Origin of the sequence: Pseudomonas abietaniphila (assembly GCF_039697315.1) — a bacterium.
Lineage (GTDB): Bacteria > Pseudomonadota > Gammaproteobacteria > Pseudomonadales > Pseudomonadaceae > Aquipseudomonas > Aquipseudomonas abietaniphila_B.
Genome location: NZ_CP155619.1, coordinates 330,084 through 346,453, shown reverse-complemented (window position 1 = coordinate 346,453; position 16,370 = coordinate 330,084). Strand labels below are relative to the sequence as shown.

Here is a 16,370-nt window from a genome sequence, read left to right as displayed (position 1 = left end):
GGCCGCATCTGTCCGCAAGCAAATCCCTGTGGGAGCGAATTCATTCGCGAGAGGCCAGAACAGCCGACACATCAGTTGGCGCCTGCACCCGCATCGCGAATGAATTCGCTCCCACAGGTCATCGGCACCAGGCTTGAAACAAGCACATACCTTCAAGCTACATTCACAATCCCGGACTACGCTCTCTCTTCCCTACACAGTTCCCGAGGATTGCGTCCAATGTCTATCTTGACCCTGAAAGACGGCACCGAGTTTTTTTACAAGGACTGGGGCACCGGCCAGCCAATCGTGTTCTCCCATGGCTGGCCACTGGACGGCGACGCCTGGGACGCACAGATGCTGTTCCTCGGTCAAAACGGTTACCGGGTCATTGCCCATGACCGTCGCGGCCATGGACGTTCGGGGCAGACCTGGGACGGCAACGACATGGACACCTACGCTGATGACCTGGCGCAGCTGTTCGAAGCGCTGGACCTGAAAGACGCAATCATGATCGGCCACTCCACCGGTGGCGGCGAAGTCGCGCGTTACATCGGTCGCCACGGCACCTCGCGTGTGGCCAAAGCCGTCCTGATCGGCGCCGTTCCACCGATCATGCTGAAAACCGCGGCGAACCCTGAAGGCCTGCCGATGGACGTGTTCGACGGCATCCGCGCCGGCTTCACCGCCGACCGCTCGCAATTCTTCAAAGACCTTGCTGTGCCGTTCTTCGGCTTCAACCGCGACGGCGCGAAAACCTCACAAGGCGCGATCGATTCGTTCTGGTCGATCGGCATGCTCGGCAGCGTCAAAGGCGAGTTCGACTGCATCAAGGCGTTCTCCGAGACCGACTTCACCGAAGACCTGAAAAAGATCGACGTCCCGACACTGATTCTGCACGGCGACGACGACCAGATCGTGCCGATCGTTGCGTCAGGCTACAAGAGCCACGAACTCGTGAAGGGCTCGACCCTGCACGTGGTGAAAGGCGGTTCTCACGGCATGTGCAACGTCCAACCGGAAGAGATCAACACGATCCTGCTGGGGTTCATCAAGGGTTGACGTCTTTGCGTCCTTAACCGGCAGCGCAGTCTTTGCTGCCGGGGTGGCGCTGCACCTTGTCGGCGATCGGCTGCGCAGCAGTCGTAAACTCTGCTACTTCAATCTGCCTGACACACCGGGTTGTCAGGGTTTACTGCCGCTTCGCGCCAGATCGTCGGCAAGCCAGACTCCCACGCCTTCGGCAGACGCAGTGCAGTGTCGGGCGCAACGCTTTTGATTCTGCCCGGAGGGCGTGGGAGGCTGCCGGGGTGGCGCTGCACCTTGTCGGCGATCGGCTGCTTCGGGCGACACATCAGGAAAATATCCTCCGCTCCCATGAGGGTCAATGCCTCCTAACCTTTGCCAGGACATTTACGGGCAAAGGCAAAGGAATGCTGAAATCAGCACCTCATTCACGACAACTGCGCACGGGCCGGTATTCGGGCGGTCATCACCTCTACCTGCTTACCACCGTGGTCCATAACCGTTCACGAATCCTCGCCGACTGGCGCCTGGGAAGACTCGTGGTCGATGAGTTCAGACTCGCCGAGGAGGAGGGAGCGGCACGCTCTCTGGCCTGGGTCGTCATGCCTGACCATTTTCACTGGCTCATTGAACTGCACGACAGCACGTTATCGACCTTGATGCGGCGCGCAAAATCACGCAGTGCTCACAGCATCAACCGTGCCTTGGGCCGGCAGTGTCAGGTCTGGCAGAAGGGATTCCATGACCGGGCGTTGCGTTCGGAAGAAGATATCAAAGCCGTCGCACGCTATATCGTCGCCAACCCGCTGAGAGCCGGGTTGGTGAGAAGGATAGGCGATTACCCATTGTGGGATGCCATCTGGTTACCTTGAACATTCCGGATGCGCATTCAATTTGCCTGTCGCATCGGGTTTTCAGGGTACTGCGGCTTCGCGCCAGATCCCCGGCAAGGTGGAGCGCCACCCCGGCGGACTCCCACGCCTTCGGCAGAAGCATATAGTGTCGGGCATGCCGCTTTTGATTCTGCCCGGAGGGCGTGGGAGCCCGACTTGTCGGCGATCGGCTGCGCAGCAGTCGTAATTTCTGCAGCTTCGATCTGACTGTCACACCGCGTTTGAAGGGTTTGCTGCCGGTGTGGCGCGGCGTTCGGTGTTTTGCGTCGGGCTGCTGCGGGCCGCTACACTGGCGGGATCGTGATGGGAGTGAACACATGACTACCGAGCCTTACGTGCCCGAAACCCTGATCCGAGCGGACGTGGATGCGCTGAGCGGCGTCAGCGTTATTGAGTTCGGCACCAACTGGTGCGGTCACTGCAATGCAGCGCAGCCCTTGATAGAAGAAGTGATCGCCGAGTACCCGCACGTGCGGCGCCTCAAAATCGAGGACGGCAGCGGACGCCGGCTGGGGCGTTCTTTCAGGGTGAAGTTATGGCCGACGCTGGTGTTCATGCGCGACGGCGAAGAGGTCGCCCGGTTGGTGCGACCGACCAAGGTCAGTTATATCGAAGAGGCGTTCGAGGTATTGGTGCAGCAGGGGTAATGTCCTGACCGGTTTCAGTCCGGTTGAGAACCTTGTGGGAGCGAATTCATTCGCGAGAGGCTCGCACAACCGACAGAAAGGTGTCTGCCGGCCCGCCGAATCGCGAATGAATTCGCTCCCTCAGGAAACAGTCTCACCACTGGCATTGACATGATCGGCTACCTGCGCAAATACGCCGCAAAATCGATATCGCCCGCACTCAGGATCGCCTGCACCCGGTTATGCACGTTGAGTTTGCGCAAGATCGCCGAGACGTGCGCCTTCACCGTGGTTTCCGCAATGGTCAGGCTGTAGGCGATTTGTTTGTTGGAGTCGCCTTTGGTCATGCGCTCCAGTACCAGCAATTGCTTGCGGGTAAGCGCCTGGAGCAGTTCGGGCGGGAAGTGGGGCGCTTCATTGCCGCTGCGCCGTGTCGTGCTTTTCTGGCTGCGGATGATGTCTGACGGCAGGTACACGTTGCCATTGAGAATCTGCTCGATGGCCTCGGTCATCTGCTTGCGTGGTGAAGACTTGGTGATAAAACCCACCGCGCCGTAGGTGATTGCCTGCAGCACAACCTGTTTGTCCTGTTCGGCAGACACGATCACCACTGGAATGGTTGGTGCTTCGTTGCGCAGGTTGATGAGGCCATTGAGGCCGTGCATGCCCGGCATGTTCAGGTCCAGCAGAATCAAATCCAGATCGTCATGCGCCCGGGTCAGGGCCAGCGCGCTGTCCAGGTCTTCGGTTTCCATGACGTCACTGCCAGGAAAACCATCGCTGATGACGTTGTGAATAGCCTCCCGAAACAGCGGGTGATCGTCGGCAATCAGGATCTTGTACATGATTCTTTACCTTTTTTATTGTCGATGCCGTTTAGCGTAAAGGCTCGGGTTGTGCCGGTTCCACGGGCAGTCCGGCAGCCTGCCAGGCGTCCAGGCCGTCGCGATACCAATACAGATGACTGTAGCCCAGGGCGCTGGCGCGTTTTATCGCGTTCCAGCTCAGCCAGCAATCGGCGCGGCAGTAGAACACCAAGGGCGTGTCCTGATGACCATCGGTCAGCGCGCGCAGGTTGAGGGTCAGGTATTCCATCCAGCGCGGGGTCAGTTCGCCGTCGCCGGTGTTGGCCAGCCAGTGACTGCCGGGGAGGTTGACGTGGGGTTCGTCCTCGATGAAGCGCCCTTGCAGCCATTGCCTGCGGTAAACGTCGATCAGGACAGGTTGGGGACGTTGGTTGAGCAACGCCTGCAGTTGTTCGGTGCTGACGATCTGCGCGCCGGCTATCCGCTCGGGCGTGGGGCTGCGGTACAGCGTGATGCGGTAACCGTCGGCGTTGAACAGCGGCGCACCCGGCTCAGCGGTCGCCGCCTGAATCATCGGGGTTGAACCCAGGATCAGGGCGAACAGGCTGGCGAATGACAAGGCACGGGGCATGGCGAGAATTCCTTTCTTCTTATGGACTGCATTACAAGCCACTCCCGCTGCTTTGTGAATGCGACCATAGACAGGAAAACCAGTACCAAAGTCGTAATTTCGTCGTTCAGCCCGGTTTGCGCACCGCCGCATGCTGCGGGTTGAAGGTCAGCACGGCGAGCCAGGCAAACAGCACTGTCAGTACCAGGCAGACCGCGAGTGCCAGCGGGTTCAGCCGTTCGTAGAGGGCATAACGCACCAGTTCCACCGCATGGCTGAACGGGTTGACCGCGCACAGCCAATACAGCCATTCGCTGGCCTCGCGCATCTTCCACAACGGGTACAGCGCCGACGACATGAAAAACAGCGGGAAGATCACGAAGTTCATCACGCCGGCGAAGTTCTCCAGTTGGCGAATGGCGTTGGACAGCAGCAAGCCCAGGGCGCTGAGCATCAACGCGACCAACAGCAAGGCCGGCAATGCGACGAGCAGCCCGGACGCGGGCGGCTGCACGCCATACACCCACGCCACGGCCAGAAACGTATACACCTGCAACAGCGAGATCAGCGAGGTCGCCAGCAGTTTGCTTACCAGCAGGAACGTGCGGGGCAGGGGACTGGTCAGCAGGACGCGCATGCTGCCCATCTCACGGTCGTAGACCATCGACAGTGAGCCCTGCATGCCGTTGAACAGCAGAATCATGCACGCCAGGCCGGGGATGATGTAGACCTCATACGGAATGTAGGTGTCATAAGGTTCGATGATCGCGATGCCCAGCGCCGCACGGAAACCGGCGGCGAACACCAGCAGCCACAGCAACGGCCGCACCAGTGCGCTGAGGAAGCGCGTGCGTTGCAGCACGAACCGCAGCCATTCGCGCAAGACGATCCCGCTGAAACAGTGCCAATAAGCGCTCATCGTGGGGACGCTCCGCAGGAGGTGGTCAAGCGATTGAAGGCGGTGTCCAGACCGCCCCCGTGCTCGGCGCTAACGTCACGGGCCTGGCCGCTGGCAACCAGACGGCCCTGATGCAGAATCAGCAGGTCGTCGTCGCTGTGGACTTCATCGAGTAAATGGGTGGTCCAGAGCACGCTGATACCCTGTTCGCGGCACAGGCTGCGCACATGCTGGTTCAGGGCCAGACGACTTCCCGGATCAAGGCCTGCGCTGGCTTCGTCCAGCAGCAGAAGCCGCGGTTGATGCAGCAACGCTCGCGCGATTTCTACGCGGCGACGGTGCCCGCCATTCAGTTCGCGGACGCGCTCGCGACGACGCTCGCTCAACCCCTGACGGGCCAGTTCCTGCTCAATCCGCTGGTTGACCTCGCGGCGGGCCAGACCATGCAGCGCGGCGTGATACCGCAGGTTCTGCTCAACGCTCAGGTCCAGATCCAGCGTGCTTTGCTGAAATACCACACCCAGTTGCTTCAGGGCTGGGCGAGGTGACTGACGCAGCGAACATTCGCCCATGCGGATCTCGCCTTTCTGTATGTCGTAGAGACGGGTCAACAGCGCGATCAAGGTGGATTTTCCCGCGCCGTTCGGGCCCAGCAAGGCTGCGAAGCGACCGGGCGCCAGGCTGAACGACACCTGCCGCAATGCTTCACGTGGGCCATAGGAGAAACTCAGTTGGTCGACGTGCAACGCACTCATGGCGCTACCACCACGCCCCATGGATAACGCCCGACCTTGACCGACTTGAGCACCTTGAGGCTGGCCACGTCGATCACCGAGACGTCACCGCTGACGCCATTGGTTGCCAACAGCTGTTTCTGATCCGGGGTGAAGGACAGCTGCCAGACCCGGCGGCCCACCAGCAGGTAGTCGACGATGTCCAGGGTTTTGGCGTCGATCACCGCGACATGATTGGCCGGCCCCAAGGCGACAAATGCGTATTTGCCGTCATCGCTGATCTTGATGCCCACCGGCTGCACCTTGTCCGGGTGCACGCCCTTGATCTCGAATTTCAGGGTTCTGAGGATCTTGCGGCTGGCGACGTCGATCACGCTCACCGTGCCGCCGATCTCTGCCGACGACCACAGCTGCGAGCCGTCCTTGGTGAACTCGACGAAGCGCGGGCGTTGATCGACCAGCGTGTTATCGGCGAGCGTCTGGGTCGAGGTGTCGATCCAGTGCAGCATGTTGGTGGTTTCACTGGTATTGACCGCCCACTTGCCATCAGGGCTCACCGCCATGCCTTCGGGCTCGACGCCGACGTCCACCTGCGCGAGCACCTTCGAGGTCTCGGTGTCGATGACCGTCACCAGCGAGTCGTCTTCGTTGGAGACGTACAACCAACGGTTATTGGGGTGCAGGGCGAATTGCTCGGGGTCCTTGCCGGAGGGCAGTTCCTTGATGATCTTGCGCGTGGCGACGTCCATCACCTGCACGCGGTCCGAGTCGCTCGCGCAGATGTAGAGCAATGTGTTGTCGTGAGACAGCAGCAGGCCGCGCGGCCGCATCCCGACGGGCAAGGTCTGGGTCACCTGCAACGTCTCCATGTCGATCAGGCTGAGGTTGTTGTCCTTCTCGTTGGAGACGAACGCAGTGGCGGCCAGGCTTTGGCCCGCAGCGATCAACAGGGCAGTGGCTATCAGGGTGCGGCGCATGGTGCGGTCCTTGTTGTTGGAATTGTCCGGAGTGCAACGGTGTTTCAACGCGTCAGGCGTTCAAAAGGTGCAGGTCACCTCGGGCTTGTCATAGCCGAGGCTGTCGAGTTCGGTACCGGGGTGCAGAAAACCGTCCTGCGGGGAAGTAGTGACCAGCGCGCGGGGCTGGACGACCGGAATCGGTTGCCGGAGCTGGCCGTTCCACGACCGGTAGCTGAGCTTGCTGCCCTTGAAGCCGTCCAGCGGCAGGTTGTCGCCCAGTTCGAGTTCCCGAATCTGCATCGCATCGGTGGCCCGTAGCCGGGTGACGGCGCTGGCGATGCTGCGCACGGCCATCCAGGCGGCAAAATCCCGGTCGTTCATCCAGCGCCCGGCCGCGGCTTCAAAGCGTTTCTGCAGTTGCGCGGCACCGTAGGTTTCCACGGTCTTGTGCCAACCGGTCGGGGTCAGGCCCTGTGTGCCCGCCACCGGGCGCGGGTACCAGGTTTGGTAGGGCACGTACTCGCCGAAGTCCCCGCGCTCGTCCGCCACCAGCACCACGTCGTACTCGGCGGTCTGGGTGAACAGCGGCATGTCGGCCTGAGCGCTGCGTCGTTGATCGTTATCGAAGGTAAAAGCTTTCTCCGCGACGATGATGTGACCGAAGCGTTTTGCCGCGCGGCGCAAGGCATTGGCGTAGGCCTGGTCGTCGGGCGTCTGGCCGACGATCAACAGCCAGCGGGTCAAGCGCCGAACGGTGAGAAACTGCGCGAGTGCATCGGCCAGCATCGCGCGGCTGGGCAATGTGTGCAGCACGTTGTGCAGGCAGGCAGTGCTGCGCAGGCTGTCGTCGGGACTGCCCGCGTTGAACAACAGGCTGTCCGGCATCGCGGCACTGAGCTGGCGCAAGGTGTCAGCCGGTGCATTGACCACAAACAGGCGCAAACCCTGTTCGTGCTGCGCCCTGGCTTGCTCAAGCAATGCGTCCGAGTTGTCCGTACTGGCACTCGTGAGGCTGTAGCTGTGTTTGAGAAAACGCCCGGTGCTGTTGCTATCGACGATGGCCAGCTCTGCGCCGCGAAGCCCGGCGTCTCGGGGTTCGGGAATGACGTTGGACAAGACCGGGCCGGGGTCCGGGATATACGCCAGATAGCCGATGCGCACCTGCAAAGGATCTTCGGCCGCCATCGTCAGCAACGGCCATGCGGCGAGGGCGAGGCAAAGCAATGGGTGAAACACCATCTGGCGCATAGAGCACTCCCTACAGACAGAGCCAGCATAGAAATGCCCGGCCGGTGGGGAAATATGCAGATGGTACGGGTCTGCCAGTACCAAGGTAGTAAGGCGCGGCCACCAAAGCAGCATTCGGGCGCGCAGAAGCCGTTCTTAAGATGGCGACATGCTTTTGCATGCACTTCTGAGGACAAAATAATGACAACAAAAAACCTGACCCCGCCTGAGACCGAAATCCGAAGCCAGAAACGAAGCTTGCTGTTGGGCGCACTGATGCTCGGTGGTCTGCTCGTCAGCAACCTGGCTCAGGCTCACGGTGATGTGGTGCCCCATGCCGTCGCCACCGATGGCCTTGAACAACTGGGGCCTGAGTGGCGGGCCGAAAACCCCTATCGCGAGTCCAGGGATCACGACAAGGCTCTGGAAATCGGCAAGTCGGCCTACACCCAGAACTGCGCCGCCTGCCATGGGCTCGAAGCCATTTCCGGCGGCATCGCGCCGGACCTGCGGCACCTGGACGTCGGCAGTGCGGGCGATGAGTGGTTTGTTGAGCGGGTTCGCAATGGCGCGGTGCGCGACGGTCGTGTGTACATGCCGAAGATGGCCGACTACTTGAGTCAGGAAGCCCTCTGGGCGGTGCGGACTTATCTGGACAGCGTTCACACCGAGGAATGATCGGTATGCGTGCCTTCGCCGTACTACTGAGCACCTTCTTTTGTTGCCTGGTACTGATGTTCCAGCCTGCCCACGCGCAGATTCGCACCTACGACAGCATCATCGCGGCCGGAGTGATCAAGGTGGCGGTGTACCAGGATTTTCCGCCCTACAGTTTCCAGGTGGACGGGCAGGCCCGCGGCGTTGATGTCGACCTGGCGACGATGCTGGCCAAGGCGTTGGGCGTGCGCCTGGAATTGATGTGGGCGCCGCCCGGCGAAAAGCTCGACGACGACCTGCGCGACCTGATCTGGCGCGGCAGCCAGTTGCGTGGCCAGCAACTGGCAGACCTGATGATGCGCGTGCCCTACGACAAGGATTATTCGCAGAAGCGCAATGACCTCGGCGAGCTGGAAAACGACCACGTCGTGATGTTCGCGCCGTACCAGACTGAGCGCTGGCAGGTCGCCTTCGACCGCACGCGGCTGGACGCCGTGCCCAGTGTCGCAGTGTTTGCCGAACATCCGATCGGCGTCGAGATCGACAGCGTGCCGTCGTTCTACCTGACCTCGATCTTCAACGCACAATTTGCAGGCAGTACTCACCATTTTCCGTCGGTACAAGCGGCGTTCGCGGCCATGCACGACGGCAAAGTGGACGCAGTCATGGCCATGCGGGGCGAGGTGGACTGGCAACTGCATCAGGCCCATGCCCCGCAATGGTCGCTGGCCGAAAACGCTTACCCGAGCATGGGACGGCAGACTTGGGAGATCGGCATGGCGGTGCATGAGAGCAACCGCCAGTTGGCTTACGCCATCGAAGAGGCGCTGGAGACGATGATTCGTGAAGGCGAGGTGCAGCGCATTTACGCCGCGTACGGCATGCGGTACGACGTGCCGGAGATGTACCGGTGAGCCGTGTTCAGGGCAGGGCGGCCGGGTTTGCCTTGCTGCTGTGTCTGGCGGGGGTGGCCTGCGCCGATCCTGGCAAAGACCCGGTCACGTCGGTGATGTGGGACTACTACCAGCAGAAATTCCTGAAGGGTCAGCCCTACGTCTTTGACGATAAGGTGCTTTTACGCGCGCCGCCGTTTGCCGAAGACGCCCGCCAGGTTCCGATCGAGATCGATGCCAGGGCGTATGCGGGTGAGGTGGTGCGGATTCTGGCCTGGGCCGAACTCAATCCCTTGCCGCAGATCGTCGATTTTCAACCGGTCGAGCGGGTGCTGCCGTGGCTGTCGATCCGCATCCGCATTGAGCAGGCCACGCCCTTGCGTGCCGCTGTGTTGACCCGGGATGGCGTCTGGCACATCGGTTCGACCACCATTGACGCAGCGGGCGGAGGGTGCACCGCGCCCAGCGTCGTGCGCAGTCAGCCAGGATGGGAAGAGCACATGGGCGAGGTGATGGGAGGGCGATATCCACGTTCTGGCTTCAGCCGCTTGCGCGTGACGATTGCCCATCCGATGGACAACGGCATGGTCAGCGGCATCCCCGAGTTCTATCTGAATCAGGCGCAACTGAAAGACGCCCACGGCACACTGCTGGCGACGCTGGAGCTGTTTCCGGCCGTGAGTGAGAACCCGACGCTGGGTTTCGATATCGAGGATGACGGCGAAACCCAATTGTCATTGCGCGACATCAGCGGCAACCTGTTCAGCGCGGCCGTGAAATGAGCCGGCGTGCCGCCATGTGCCTCGTTGCGTGTCTGCTGGTCTGCGTCACTGCGCTGGCACACGCGGAACTGGAATATCGCCTGCAACCCCGGCAGATCGCTGAAGACACTTACCTGCTAGAGGGCACGACCGAAAACTTCGACAAACGCAACGGCGGCAACATCGTCAACACCGGTTTTATCGTCACCGACAGCGGCGTGGTGGTCATCGACACCGGCCCGTCACGGCGCTATGGCGAGGCCTTGCGCCTTGCCATCGGTACGGTGACCGACAAGCCGGTGATTCAGGTGTTCCTGACCCATCATCATCCCGACCATGTGCTGGGCAATCAGGCATTCGCCGATGTGCCGATCGGTGCGCTCGCCGGCGCCGCCGACCTGATGCGCAAGCACGGGGATGCCCTGACGGAAAACCTGTACCGGGTGGTCGGCGACTGGATGCGAGGCACCGAAATACGTCTTCCGACGCAGGTCGTGGCGCCGGGCACGCTGGCGTTCGGCGGTCACCGCTTGCGCCTCGTGGCGCTCTCCGGGCATACGGGCGCCGACCTCGCCATCCTCGACGAAAACACGGGCGTGTTGTTCGCGGGCGATATCGTCTTTTACCAACGCGCTTTGACAACCCCGAACAGTCCGGGCGTGCAGGTGTGGCTCAACGACCTGGACACCCTTCAGGGCCTGCCGTGGAAATGGTTGGTACCCGGCCATGGTCCCGTGGCGACAGACGTCCGGCCTTTCGAGCAGATGCGTGATTACCTGGGCTGGCTCGACAGGCTATTGAGGGACGGGGCCGCCCAGGGCGCGGACATGGCAGAGCTCATCGGAAGCCCGATTCCGGAGCGGTTCGCTGCCATCAGCCTGACCCGGTACGAACTGATTCGCAGCGTCAGCCATTTGTATCCGGCGTACGAGCGGGCGCAGATGGTGCGGGTCGATGCGCACTGACGCCCGTTCTCCGAGCGCTGACCCACCTACCAAAGAACTAGAGACCTCCACACTGCGGGCAATTGTTGTGGCGGGCCTCCCCGCCAACAATCGCCTTGATCGGGGAAATGTCCCGAAAGGAAGAAAACAACAATAAACCGTAGAGGCAGCCGTCATGATTCAACCCGCACGTCGCCATTCTTTCGCACTGGGTCTGCTGGTCAGCGCCATGCTGTCGTCCGGCAGCCTCCTGGCCGCTGTGACCGACGAAGAAATCCTCCAGGACCCCAAGAACCCCAATCAGATCGTCACCAACGGCCTGGGCGTGCAGGGCCAGCGCTTCAGCCCGCTGGACATCATCAACACCGACAACGTCAAGGACCTGCGTCCCGTTTGGGCCTTCTCGTTTGGCGGTGAAAAACAGCGTGGGCAGCAGGCGCAACCCATGGTCAAGGACGGGGTGATGTACCTCACCGGCTCTTATTCACGGGTGTTCGCGGTGGACGCGCGCACTGGCAAGAAACTTTGGCAGTACGACGCGCGTCTGCCTGACGACATCCGTCCGTGCTGCGACGTGATCAACCGGGGCGTGGCGCTGTACGGCGATCTGGTGTACTTCGGCACCCTCGACGCCAAGCTGGTCGCGCTCAACAAAGACACGGGCAAAGTGGTCTGGAGCAAGCAGGTCGCTGACCACAAGGCCGGTTACTCCATCAGCGCTGCGCCCATGATCGTCAATGGCAAGCTGATCACAGGCGTTGCGGGCGGCGAGTTTGGCGTGGTCGGCAAGGTCGAAGCCTACGACCCGAAAAACGGCACCTTGCTGTGGTCGCGTCCAACCGTGGAAGGCAACATGGGTTACGTCTACAAAGACGGTCAGGCCATTGAAAACGGCATCTCCGGTGGTGAGGCGAACAAGACCTGGCCGGGCGATCTGTGGAAGACCGGCGGCGCGGCGCCGTGGCTTGGCGGCTATTACGACCCCAGCAATAACCAGATCCTGATTGGCACCGGCAACCCCTCGCCGTGGAATTCGCACATGCGGCCGGGCGATAACCTGTATTCCTCGTCGCGGCTGTCGCTGAACCCCGATGACGGCACCATCAAATGGCACTTCCAGAGCACGCCCCATGATGGCTGGGACTATGACGGCGTGAACGAACTGATCTCCTTCGATTATCAGGAAAACGGCAAGACCGTTCAGGCTGCCGCGACGGCCGACCGCAACGGGTTCTTCTACGTACTCAATCGCAAGGACGGCAAGTTCATTCGCGGTTTCCCGTTCGCCGACAAGATCACCTGGGCCAGCGGCCTGGACAAGGACGGTCGGCCGATCTACATCGACGCCAGCCGTCCCGGTGCACCAGACGGCGAAGCCAAGGGCTCGGCGGCGTTCGTGGCGCCCGCGTTCCTCGGCGCGAAAAACTGGATGCCCATGGCCTACAGCCCTGACACCGGCCTGTTCTACGTGCCGGGCAACGAATGGGGCATGGACATCTGGAACGAAGGCATCGCCTACAAGAAAGGCGCAGCGTTTCTGGGCGCGGGCTTCACCATCAAGCCGCTGAACGAGGATTACATTGGCGTATTGCGCGCCATCGACCCGAAAACCGGCAAGGAAGTCTGGCGTCACAAGAACTACGCGCCGCTGTGGGGCGGGGTGCTCGCGACGAAGGGCAATCTGGTCTTCACCGGCACGCCGGAAGGTTTTTTGCAGGCGTTCAACGCCAAAACCGGCGACAAGGTCTGGGAGTTCCAGACCGGTTCAGGCGTGCTGGGTTCGCCGGTCACCTGGGAGATGGACGGCGAACAGTACGTGTCCGTGCTGTCCGGTTGGGGCGGCGCGGTGCCGCTGTGGGGAGGCGAGGTGGCCAAGCGGGTGAAGGACTTCAACCAGGGCGGCATGCTCTGGACCTTCAAGCTGCCCAAGGAACTGGTGACCAAGCGCTGATACACAAGCGCTGATACTCAAGCCCGCTGGAGCGAACCAGAGTGTTGATCGTCCCCACGCCCCGCGTCGGCTTTCGCGTGGACGCAGAGCATTCGGGGCGGCATCCCCACGCAGAGCGTGGGGACGATCAAATCAGTCCCAAAGTAGTATTCGCCGGGCACCGGCTCCGTGCGCTAATGAAGGTGCCGGACCACCCGGCACTCCCCTGAACGACAAGAGGAAAGGCCCATGTGGAAAACACCAGCGTTCACCGATTTGCGTATCGGATTTGAAGTGACCATGTACTTCGCCAACCGTTGATCGGCATGCCCGGTCAATCAACGTTGACCGGGTCTTCTTTCCTGCACGAAGACCTTCGCCATGAGCCGACACCGTCAGTCGTTGGTCTTATTGCATTACCCCGCAGATGCTCTAGGCTGGCGTTCATTCTCTAATAACAACAAGAATGCGCTTGATATGAGCCAAAGCCTCCACCAGCTGCGTAAATTCGTGTCCCCGGAAATCATCTTCGGTGCGGGCAGTCGTCACAGCGTGGGCAACTACGCCAAAACCTTCGGCGCACGTAAAGTGCTGGTGGTCAGTGACCCTGGCGTCATCGCTGCCGGATGGGTGGCTGACGTCGAAGCCAGCTTGCAGGTCCATGGCCTGGAATACTTCATCTATAGCAACGTGTCGCCCAACCCCCGGGTCGAAGAAGTCATGCTTGGCGCCGAGCTGTATCGCGAGCACCACTGCGATGTGATTGTCGCCGTGGGCGGCGGCAGTCCGATGGATTGCGGCAAAGGCATCGGCATCGCTGTGGCCCATGGACGCAACATCCTCGAGTTCGAAGGCGTCGACACCATCCGCGTGCCGAGCCCACCCCTGATTTTGATCCCGACCACGGCCGGCACCTCGGCTGACGTGTCGCAGTTCGTGATCATCTCCGATCAACAGGAACGCATGAAATTCTCCATCGTCAGCAAGGCGGTCGTTCCCGACGTGTCGCTGATCGACCCGGAAACCACCTTGAGCATGGACCCGTTCCTGTCTGCATGTACCGGCATCGACGCGCTGGTTCATGCGATTGAAGCGTTCGTCTCGACCGGTCATGGCCCGCTGACCGACCCTCATGCCCTGGAAGCCATGCGCCTGATCAACGGCAATCTGGTGCAGATGATCGCCAACCCTGCCGACATCGCCTTGCGCGAAAAAATCATGCTCGGGAGCATGCAGGCCGGTCTGGCGTTCTCCAATGCCATTCTCGGGGCCGTGCACGCCATGTCCCACAGCCTGGGGGGCTTTCTGGACTTGCCACACGGTCTGTGCAATGCGGTGTTAGTCGAGCACGTGGTGGCGTTCAACTACAGCTCGGCGCCGGACCGCTTCAAGGTGATCGCCGAAACCCTGGGTATCGATTGCCGGGGCCTGAATCACGTCGCCATCAGCAAACGTCTGGTGGAGCACCTGATCGCCCTCAAGCATCAGGTCGGATTTCACGAAACCCTCGGTCTGCAAGGCGTGAGCATCGCTGACATCCCGTTTCTGTCTCAGCATGCGATGGGCGATCCGTGCATCCTGACCAATCCGCGCGTGTCCAGTCAGCGGGACGTCGAAGTGGTGTATGGCGAAGCCCTCTGACGTCCAGCAAGGCGCGCTCACAGCGCTGCTCGGGTTGGGCAATCACTCGACCCGAAAAAGCCATTATCCGGAACTGACCCTGCGTCTGGGGGAGCTGGAAACCGAGCGCAACCGCTATAAATGGTTGTTTGAAAACGCCGTGCACGGCATCTTCCAGGCCAGCCTGCACAAGGGCCTTCGCGCCGCTAACCCGGCGTTGGCGCGCATGCTCGGTTATCGCGATGAGCACGAGGTGTTGGTGTTGCTGGATGACCTTGCCAGCACGCTGTTCATCGGGGGGCAGGTGGAAATGAACGCCATCGCTCAGGTGCTGCAGCGCGAGCACAGCCTGCAAGGGTATGAAACCCGGTTGCGGCGCCGGGATGGCAGTTACGTCGACGTGCTGATGAACTTGCTGCTCAAACCGGACGAGGACGGCTTGTTCGAAGGCTTCGTGGCGGACATCACCGAGCGCAAACTGGCGCAGCAACGCCTGCAGGAGCTCAACGATCAACTCGAATTGCGCGTGGCCGCCCGCACCGACGAGTTGCTGGAAGCCAACCGTAACCTGCAACAGCAGATCCACCAGCGAGAGCAGATCGAACATGACCTGCGCGAAGCCCGGGACGCTGCCGAATCCGCCAACCGCAGCAAGGACAAATACCTCGCAGCGGCCAGCCATGACCTGTTGCAGCCACTGAATGCGGCGCGTCTGCTGATTTCCACCCTGCGTGAGCGCGCGCTGCCAACTGCCGAACAGACATTGGTGGAGCGTACGCATCAGGCGCTGGAGGGGGCCGAAGACCTGCTCACTGATCTGCTGGACATTGCCAAGCTCGACCGGGCGTCCATTGAGCCGGACATCGAGCTGTATCGGTTGGAAGAAATACTGGCGCCACTGGTCTCCGAGTTCGAGCCGGTGGCCGCGGCAGCGGGGTTGACCCTGCGTGCGCACATCGCCGGGCTGGCCGTGCGGACAGACCTGCGTTTGTTGACGCGCATCCTGCGTAACTTTCTCAGCAACGCCTGCCGCTACACCGAGCACGGCGGCATTTTGCTGGGTGCCCGCAAACGCGGCGAGTCGTTGCGCATCGAGGTGTGGGACACCGGGCGCGGCATCGCCGAGGACCGGCTGGATTCGATCTTTCTCGAGTTCAACCAACTGGACGTCGGCCGCGCTGCGGACCGTAAAGGCGTCGGGCTGGGGTTGGCGATCGTGGAGCGCATCGGCCGTATTCTCGGTTGTGCCATTCACGTGCGCTCGCAACCGGGGCGCGGTTCAGTGTTCTCGATCAACGTGCCGCTGTCAGCCGACATGCCGGTGCCGATCAGTGCCGTTGCGCAACAGTTACCGGGTGCAGGCAATCCGCTGCCGGGCCGTCGTTTGCTGGTGCTGGATAACGAGACCAGCATCCTTGAGAGCATGGCGGCGTTGCTGGGGCAGTGGGGGTGTGAAGTGCTTACCGCGACTGATCAGGCGGCATGTTACAGCGTTCTGCAGGGCCGCGCGCCGGAGCTGATTCTGTTTGACTTCCATCTGGATCACGGCGTGCTGGGCTGCGAGGTAGTAGCGGACATTCGCGCGCACTTCAACCTGGATATTCCCTGCGTGATGATTACCGCCGACCGTACAGATGCGTGTCGCAGGTCCCTGCAGAAGCTGGGCGCGCCGTTGTTGAACAAACCCGTCAAGCCGGGGAAGTTGCGAGCGGTGGTGAGTCAGTTGTTGGGTTAGGCACTGCGTGGGATGTCTGGAGCCCCCATCGCGGATTAACCGAGGATCAACGTCTGACTCCCGCAGGACCTG

General features: G+C 61.4%; 18 protein-coding genes. 11 read left to right on the top strand and 7 right to left on the bottom strand.

Annotated features, from left to right (window positions below; genetic code table 11):
- Nucleotides 1–219 precede the first annotated feature (219 nt).
- On the top strand, nt 220–1,041 hold the full coding sequence (locus ABDX87_RS01450) for an alpha/beta fold hydrolase (protein ID WP_346831238.1): 822 nt from the start codon (nt 220–222) through the stop codon (nt 1,039–1,041).
- Nucleotides 1,042–1,139: 98 nt separating this feature from the next.
- On the opposite strand, the gene ABDX87_RS01445 is transcribed toward ABDX87_RS01450, so the two are convergent.
- Nucleotides 1,140–1,334 carry a hypothetical protein gene (locus ABDX87_RS01445; RefSeq protein ID WP_346831237.1) on the bottom strand — a complete coding sequence of 65 codons (195 nt, stop codon included), beginning with the start codon at nt 1,332–1,334 and terminating at the stop codon, nt 1,140–1,142.
- An 81-nt stretch (nt 1,335–1,415) separates the two neighbouring features.
- Here ABDX87_RS01445 and ABDX87_RS01440 point away from each other — a divergent pair, with 81 nt between their 5' ends.
- Both ABDX87_RS01440 and ABDX87_RS01435 read left to right on the top strand, forming a co-directional pair.
- A complete protein-coding gene (locus tag ABDX87_RS01440) occupies nt 1,416–1,877 on the top strand; it encodes an REP-associated tyrosine transposase (RefSeq protein ID WP_346833673.1) in 462 nt (153 codons plus the stop codon).
- 338 nt (nt 1,878–2,215) lie between these two features.
- Nucleotides 2,216–2,545 (top strand): thioredoxin family protein, encoded by a 330-nt coding sequence (locus tag ABDX87_RS01435; RefSeq protein ID WP_346831236.1) that lies wholly within the window; start codon nt 2,216–2,218, stop codon nt 2,543–2,545.
- Between the two features lie 158 nt (nt 2,546–2,703).
- Here ABDX87_RS01435 and ABDX87_RS01430 read toward each other — a convergent pair whose 3' ends face one another.
- From ABDX87_RS01430 to ABDX87_RS01405, 6 genes are all read right to left on the bottom strand, one after another.
- Nucleotides 2,704–3,369 (bottom strand): response regulator transcription factor, encoded by a 666-nt coding sequence (locus ABDX87_RS01430; RefSeq protein WP_346831235.1) that lies wholly within the window; start codon nt 3,367–3,369, stop codon nt 2,704–2,706.
- A 31-nt stretch (nt 3,370–3,400) separates the two neighbouring features.
- Nucleotides 3,401–3,961 (bottom strand): PQQ-dependent catabolism-associated CXXCW motif protein, encoded by a 561-nt coding sequence (locus ABDX87_RS01425; protein WP_431061200.1) that lies wholly within the window; start codon nt 3,959–3,961, stop codon nt 3,401–3,403.
- Nucleotides 3,962–4,067: 106 nt separating this feature from the next.
- A complete protein-coding gene (locus ABDX87_RS01420; RefSeq protein ID WP_346831234.1) occupies nt 4,068–4,859 on the bottom strand; it encodes an ABC transporter permease in 792 nt (263 codons plus the stop codon).
- The gene (locus ABDX87_RS01415) at nt 4,856–5,593 is read right to left on the bottom strand and encodes an ABC transporter ATP-binding protein (RefSeq protein WP_346831233.1); all 738 of its coding nucleotides are present in this window, start codon (nt 5,591–5,593) and stop codon (nt 4,856–4,858) included. The genes ABDX87_RS01420 and ABDX87_RS01415 overlap by 4 nt, the downstream gene beginning before the upstream one ends.
- Nucleotides 5,590–6,549: a YVTN family beta-propeller repeat protein gene (locus ABDX87_RS01410; RefSeq protein WP_346831232.1), complete on the bottom strand. Its 960-nt coding sequence runs from the start codon at nt 6,547–6,549 to the stop codon at nt 5,590–5,592. The genes ABDX87_RS01415 and ABDX87_RS01410 overlap by 4 nt, the downstream gene beginning before the upstream one ends.
- Before the next feature lie 60 nt (nt 6,550–6,609).
- Nucleotides 6,610–7,770: an ABC transporter substrate-binding protein gene (locus tag ABDX87_RS01405; protein WP_431061300.1), complete on the bottom strand. Its 1,161-nt coding sequence runs from the start codon at nt 7,768–7,770 to the stop codon at nt 6,610–6,612.
- A 189-nt stretch (nt 7,771–7,959) separates the two neighbouring features.
- Here ABDX87_RS01405 and pedF point away from each other — a divergent pair, with 189 nt between their 5' ends.
- The 8 genes from pedF (at nt 7,960) to ABDX87_RS01365 (ending at nt 16,298) form a co-directional block, all read left to right on the top strand.
- Complete coding sequence (gene pedF / locus ABDX87_RS01400) at nt 7,960–8,436, top strand: cytochrome c-550 PedF (protein WP_346831230.1); 477 nt, start codon at nt 7,960–7,962, stop codon at nt 8,434–8,436.
- 5 nt (nt 8,437–8,441) lie between these two features.
- Nucleotides 8,442–9,329, top strand: coding sequence for a substrate-binding periplasmic protein (locus ABDX87_RS01395; protein WP_346831229.1), 888 nt, complete (start codon nt 8,442–8,444; stop codon nt 9,327–9,329).
- Between the two features lie 32 nt (nt 9,330–9,361).
- Nucleotides 9,362–10,090, top strand: coding sequence for a quinoprotein dehydrogenase-associated SoxYZ-like carrier (locus tag ABDX87_RS01390; protein ID WP_346833671.1), 729 nt, complete (start codon nt 9,362–9,364; stop codon nt 10,088–10,090).
- A 14-nt stretch (nt 10,091–10,104) separates the two neighbouring features.
- Nucleotides 10,105–11,034 carry a quinoprotein relay system zinc metallohydrolase 1 gene (locus ABDX87_RS01385; RefSeq protein WP_346831228.1) on the top strand — a complete coding sequence of 310 codons (930 nt, stop codon included), beginning with the start codon at nt 10,105–10,107 and terminating at the stop codon, nt 11,032–11,034.
- A gap of 154 nt (nt 11,035–11,188) precedes the next feature.
- Complete coding sequence (locus ABDX87_RS01380; protein WP_346831227.1) at nt 11,189–12,964, top strand: PQQ-dependent methanol/ethanol family dehydrogenase; 1,776 nt, start codon at nt 11,189–11,191, stop codon at nt 12,962–12,964.
- A gap of 228 nt (nt 12,965–13,192) precedes the next feature.
- On the top strand, nt 13,193–13,264 hold the full coding sequence (pqqA, locus tag ABDX87_RS01375) for a pyrroloquinoline quinone precursor peptide PqqA (RefSeq protein WP_346833670.1): 72 nt from the start codon (nt 13,193–13,195) through the stop codon (nt 13,262–13,264).
- Nucleotides 13,265–13,420: 156 nt separating this feature from the next.
- The gene (gene ercA / locus ABDX87_RS01370) at nt 13,421–14,584 is read left to right on the top strand and encodes an alcohol dehydrogenase-like regulatory protein ErcA (RefSeq protein WP_346831226.1); all 1,164 of its coding nucleotides are present in this window, start codon (nt 13,421–13,423) and stop codon (nt 14,582–14,584) included.
- The gene (locus tag ABDX87_RS01365; RefSeq protein ID WP_346831225.1) at nt 14,568–16,298 is read left to right on the top strand and encodes a PAS domain-containing hybrid sensor histidine kinase/response regulator; all 1,731 of its coding nucleotides are present in this window, start codon (nt 14,568–14,570) and stop codon (nt 16,296–16,298) included. Before ercA ends, ABDX87_RS01365 begins: the two co-directional genes overlap by 17 nt.
- Nucleotides 16,299–16,370 lie beyond the last annotated feature (72 nt).

What these genes read in the sequence shown, in the direction of transcription:
- ABDX87_RS01450 (WP_346831238.1), top strand. Translation starts at nt 220, where the DNA reads ATGTCTATCTTGACCCTGAAAGACGGCACCGAGTTTTTTTACAAGGAC.
- ABDX87_RS01445 (WP_346831237.1), bottom strand. Translation starts at nt 1,334, where the DNA reads ATGTGTCGCCCGAAGCAGCCGATCGCCGACAAGGTGCAGCGCCACCCC.
- ABDX87_RS01435 (WP_346831236.1), top strand. Translation starts at nt 2,216, where the DNA reads ATGACTACCGAGCCTTACGTGCCCGAAACCCTGATCCGAGCGGACGTG.
- ABDX87_RS01430 (WP_346831235.1), bottom strand. Translation starts at nt 3,369, where the DNA reads ATGTACAAGATCCTGATTGCCGACGATCACCCGCTGTTTCGGGAGGCT.
- ABDX87_RS01425 (WP_431061200.1), bottom strand. Translation starts at nt 3,961, where the DNA reads ATGCCCCGTGCCTTGTCATTCGCCAGCCTGTTCGCCCTGATCCTGGGT.
- ABDX87_RS01420 (WP_346831234.1), bottom strand. Translation starts at nt 4,859, where the DNA reads ATGAGCGCTTATTGGCACTGTTTCAGCGGGATCGTCTTGCGCGAATGG.
- ABDX87_RS01415 (WP_346831233.1), bottom strand. Translation starts at nt 5,593, where the DNA reads ATGAGTGCGTTGCACGTCGACCAACTGAGTTTCTCCTATGGCCCACGT.
- ABDX87_RS01410 (WP_346831232.1), bottom strand. Translation starts at nt 6,549, where the DNA reads ATGCGCCGCACCCTGATAGCCACTGCCCTGTTGATCGCTGCGGGCCAA.
- ABDX87_RS01405 (WP_431061300.1), bottom strand. Translation starts at nt 7,770, where the DNA reads ATGGTGTTTCACCCATTGCTTTGCCTCGCCCTCGCCGCATGGCCGTTG.
- pedF (WP_346831230.1), top strand. Translation starts at nt 7,960, where the DNA reads ATGACAACAAAAAACCTGACCCCGCCTGAGACCGAAATCCGAAGCCAG.
- ABDX87_RS01395 (WP_346831229.1), top strand. Translation starts at nt 8,442, where the DNA reads ATGCGTGCCTTCGCCGTACTACTGAGCACCTTCTTTTGTTGCCTGGTA.
- ABDX87_RS01385 (WP_346831228.1), top strand. Translation starts at nt 10,105, where the DNA reads ATGTGCCTCGTTGCGTGTCTGCTGGTCTGCGTCACTGCGCTGGCACAC.
- ABDX87_RS01380 (WP_346831227.1), top strand. Translation starts at nt 11,189, where the DNA reads ATGATTCAACCCGCACGTCGCCATTCTTTCGCACTGGGTCTGCTGGTC.
- ercA (WP_346831226.1), top strand. Translation starts at nt 13,421, where the DNA reads ATGAGCCAAAGCCTCCACCAGCTGCGTAAATTCGTGTCCCCGGAAATC.
- ABDX87_RS01365 (WP_346831225.1), top strand. Translation starts at nt 14,568, where the DNA reads ATGGCGAAGCCCTCTGACGTCCAGCAAGGCGCGCTCACAGCGCTGCTC.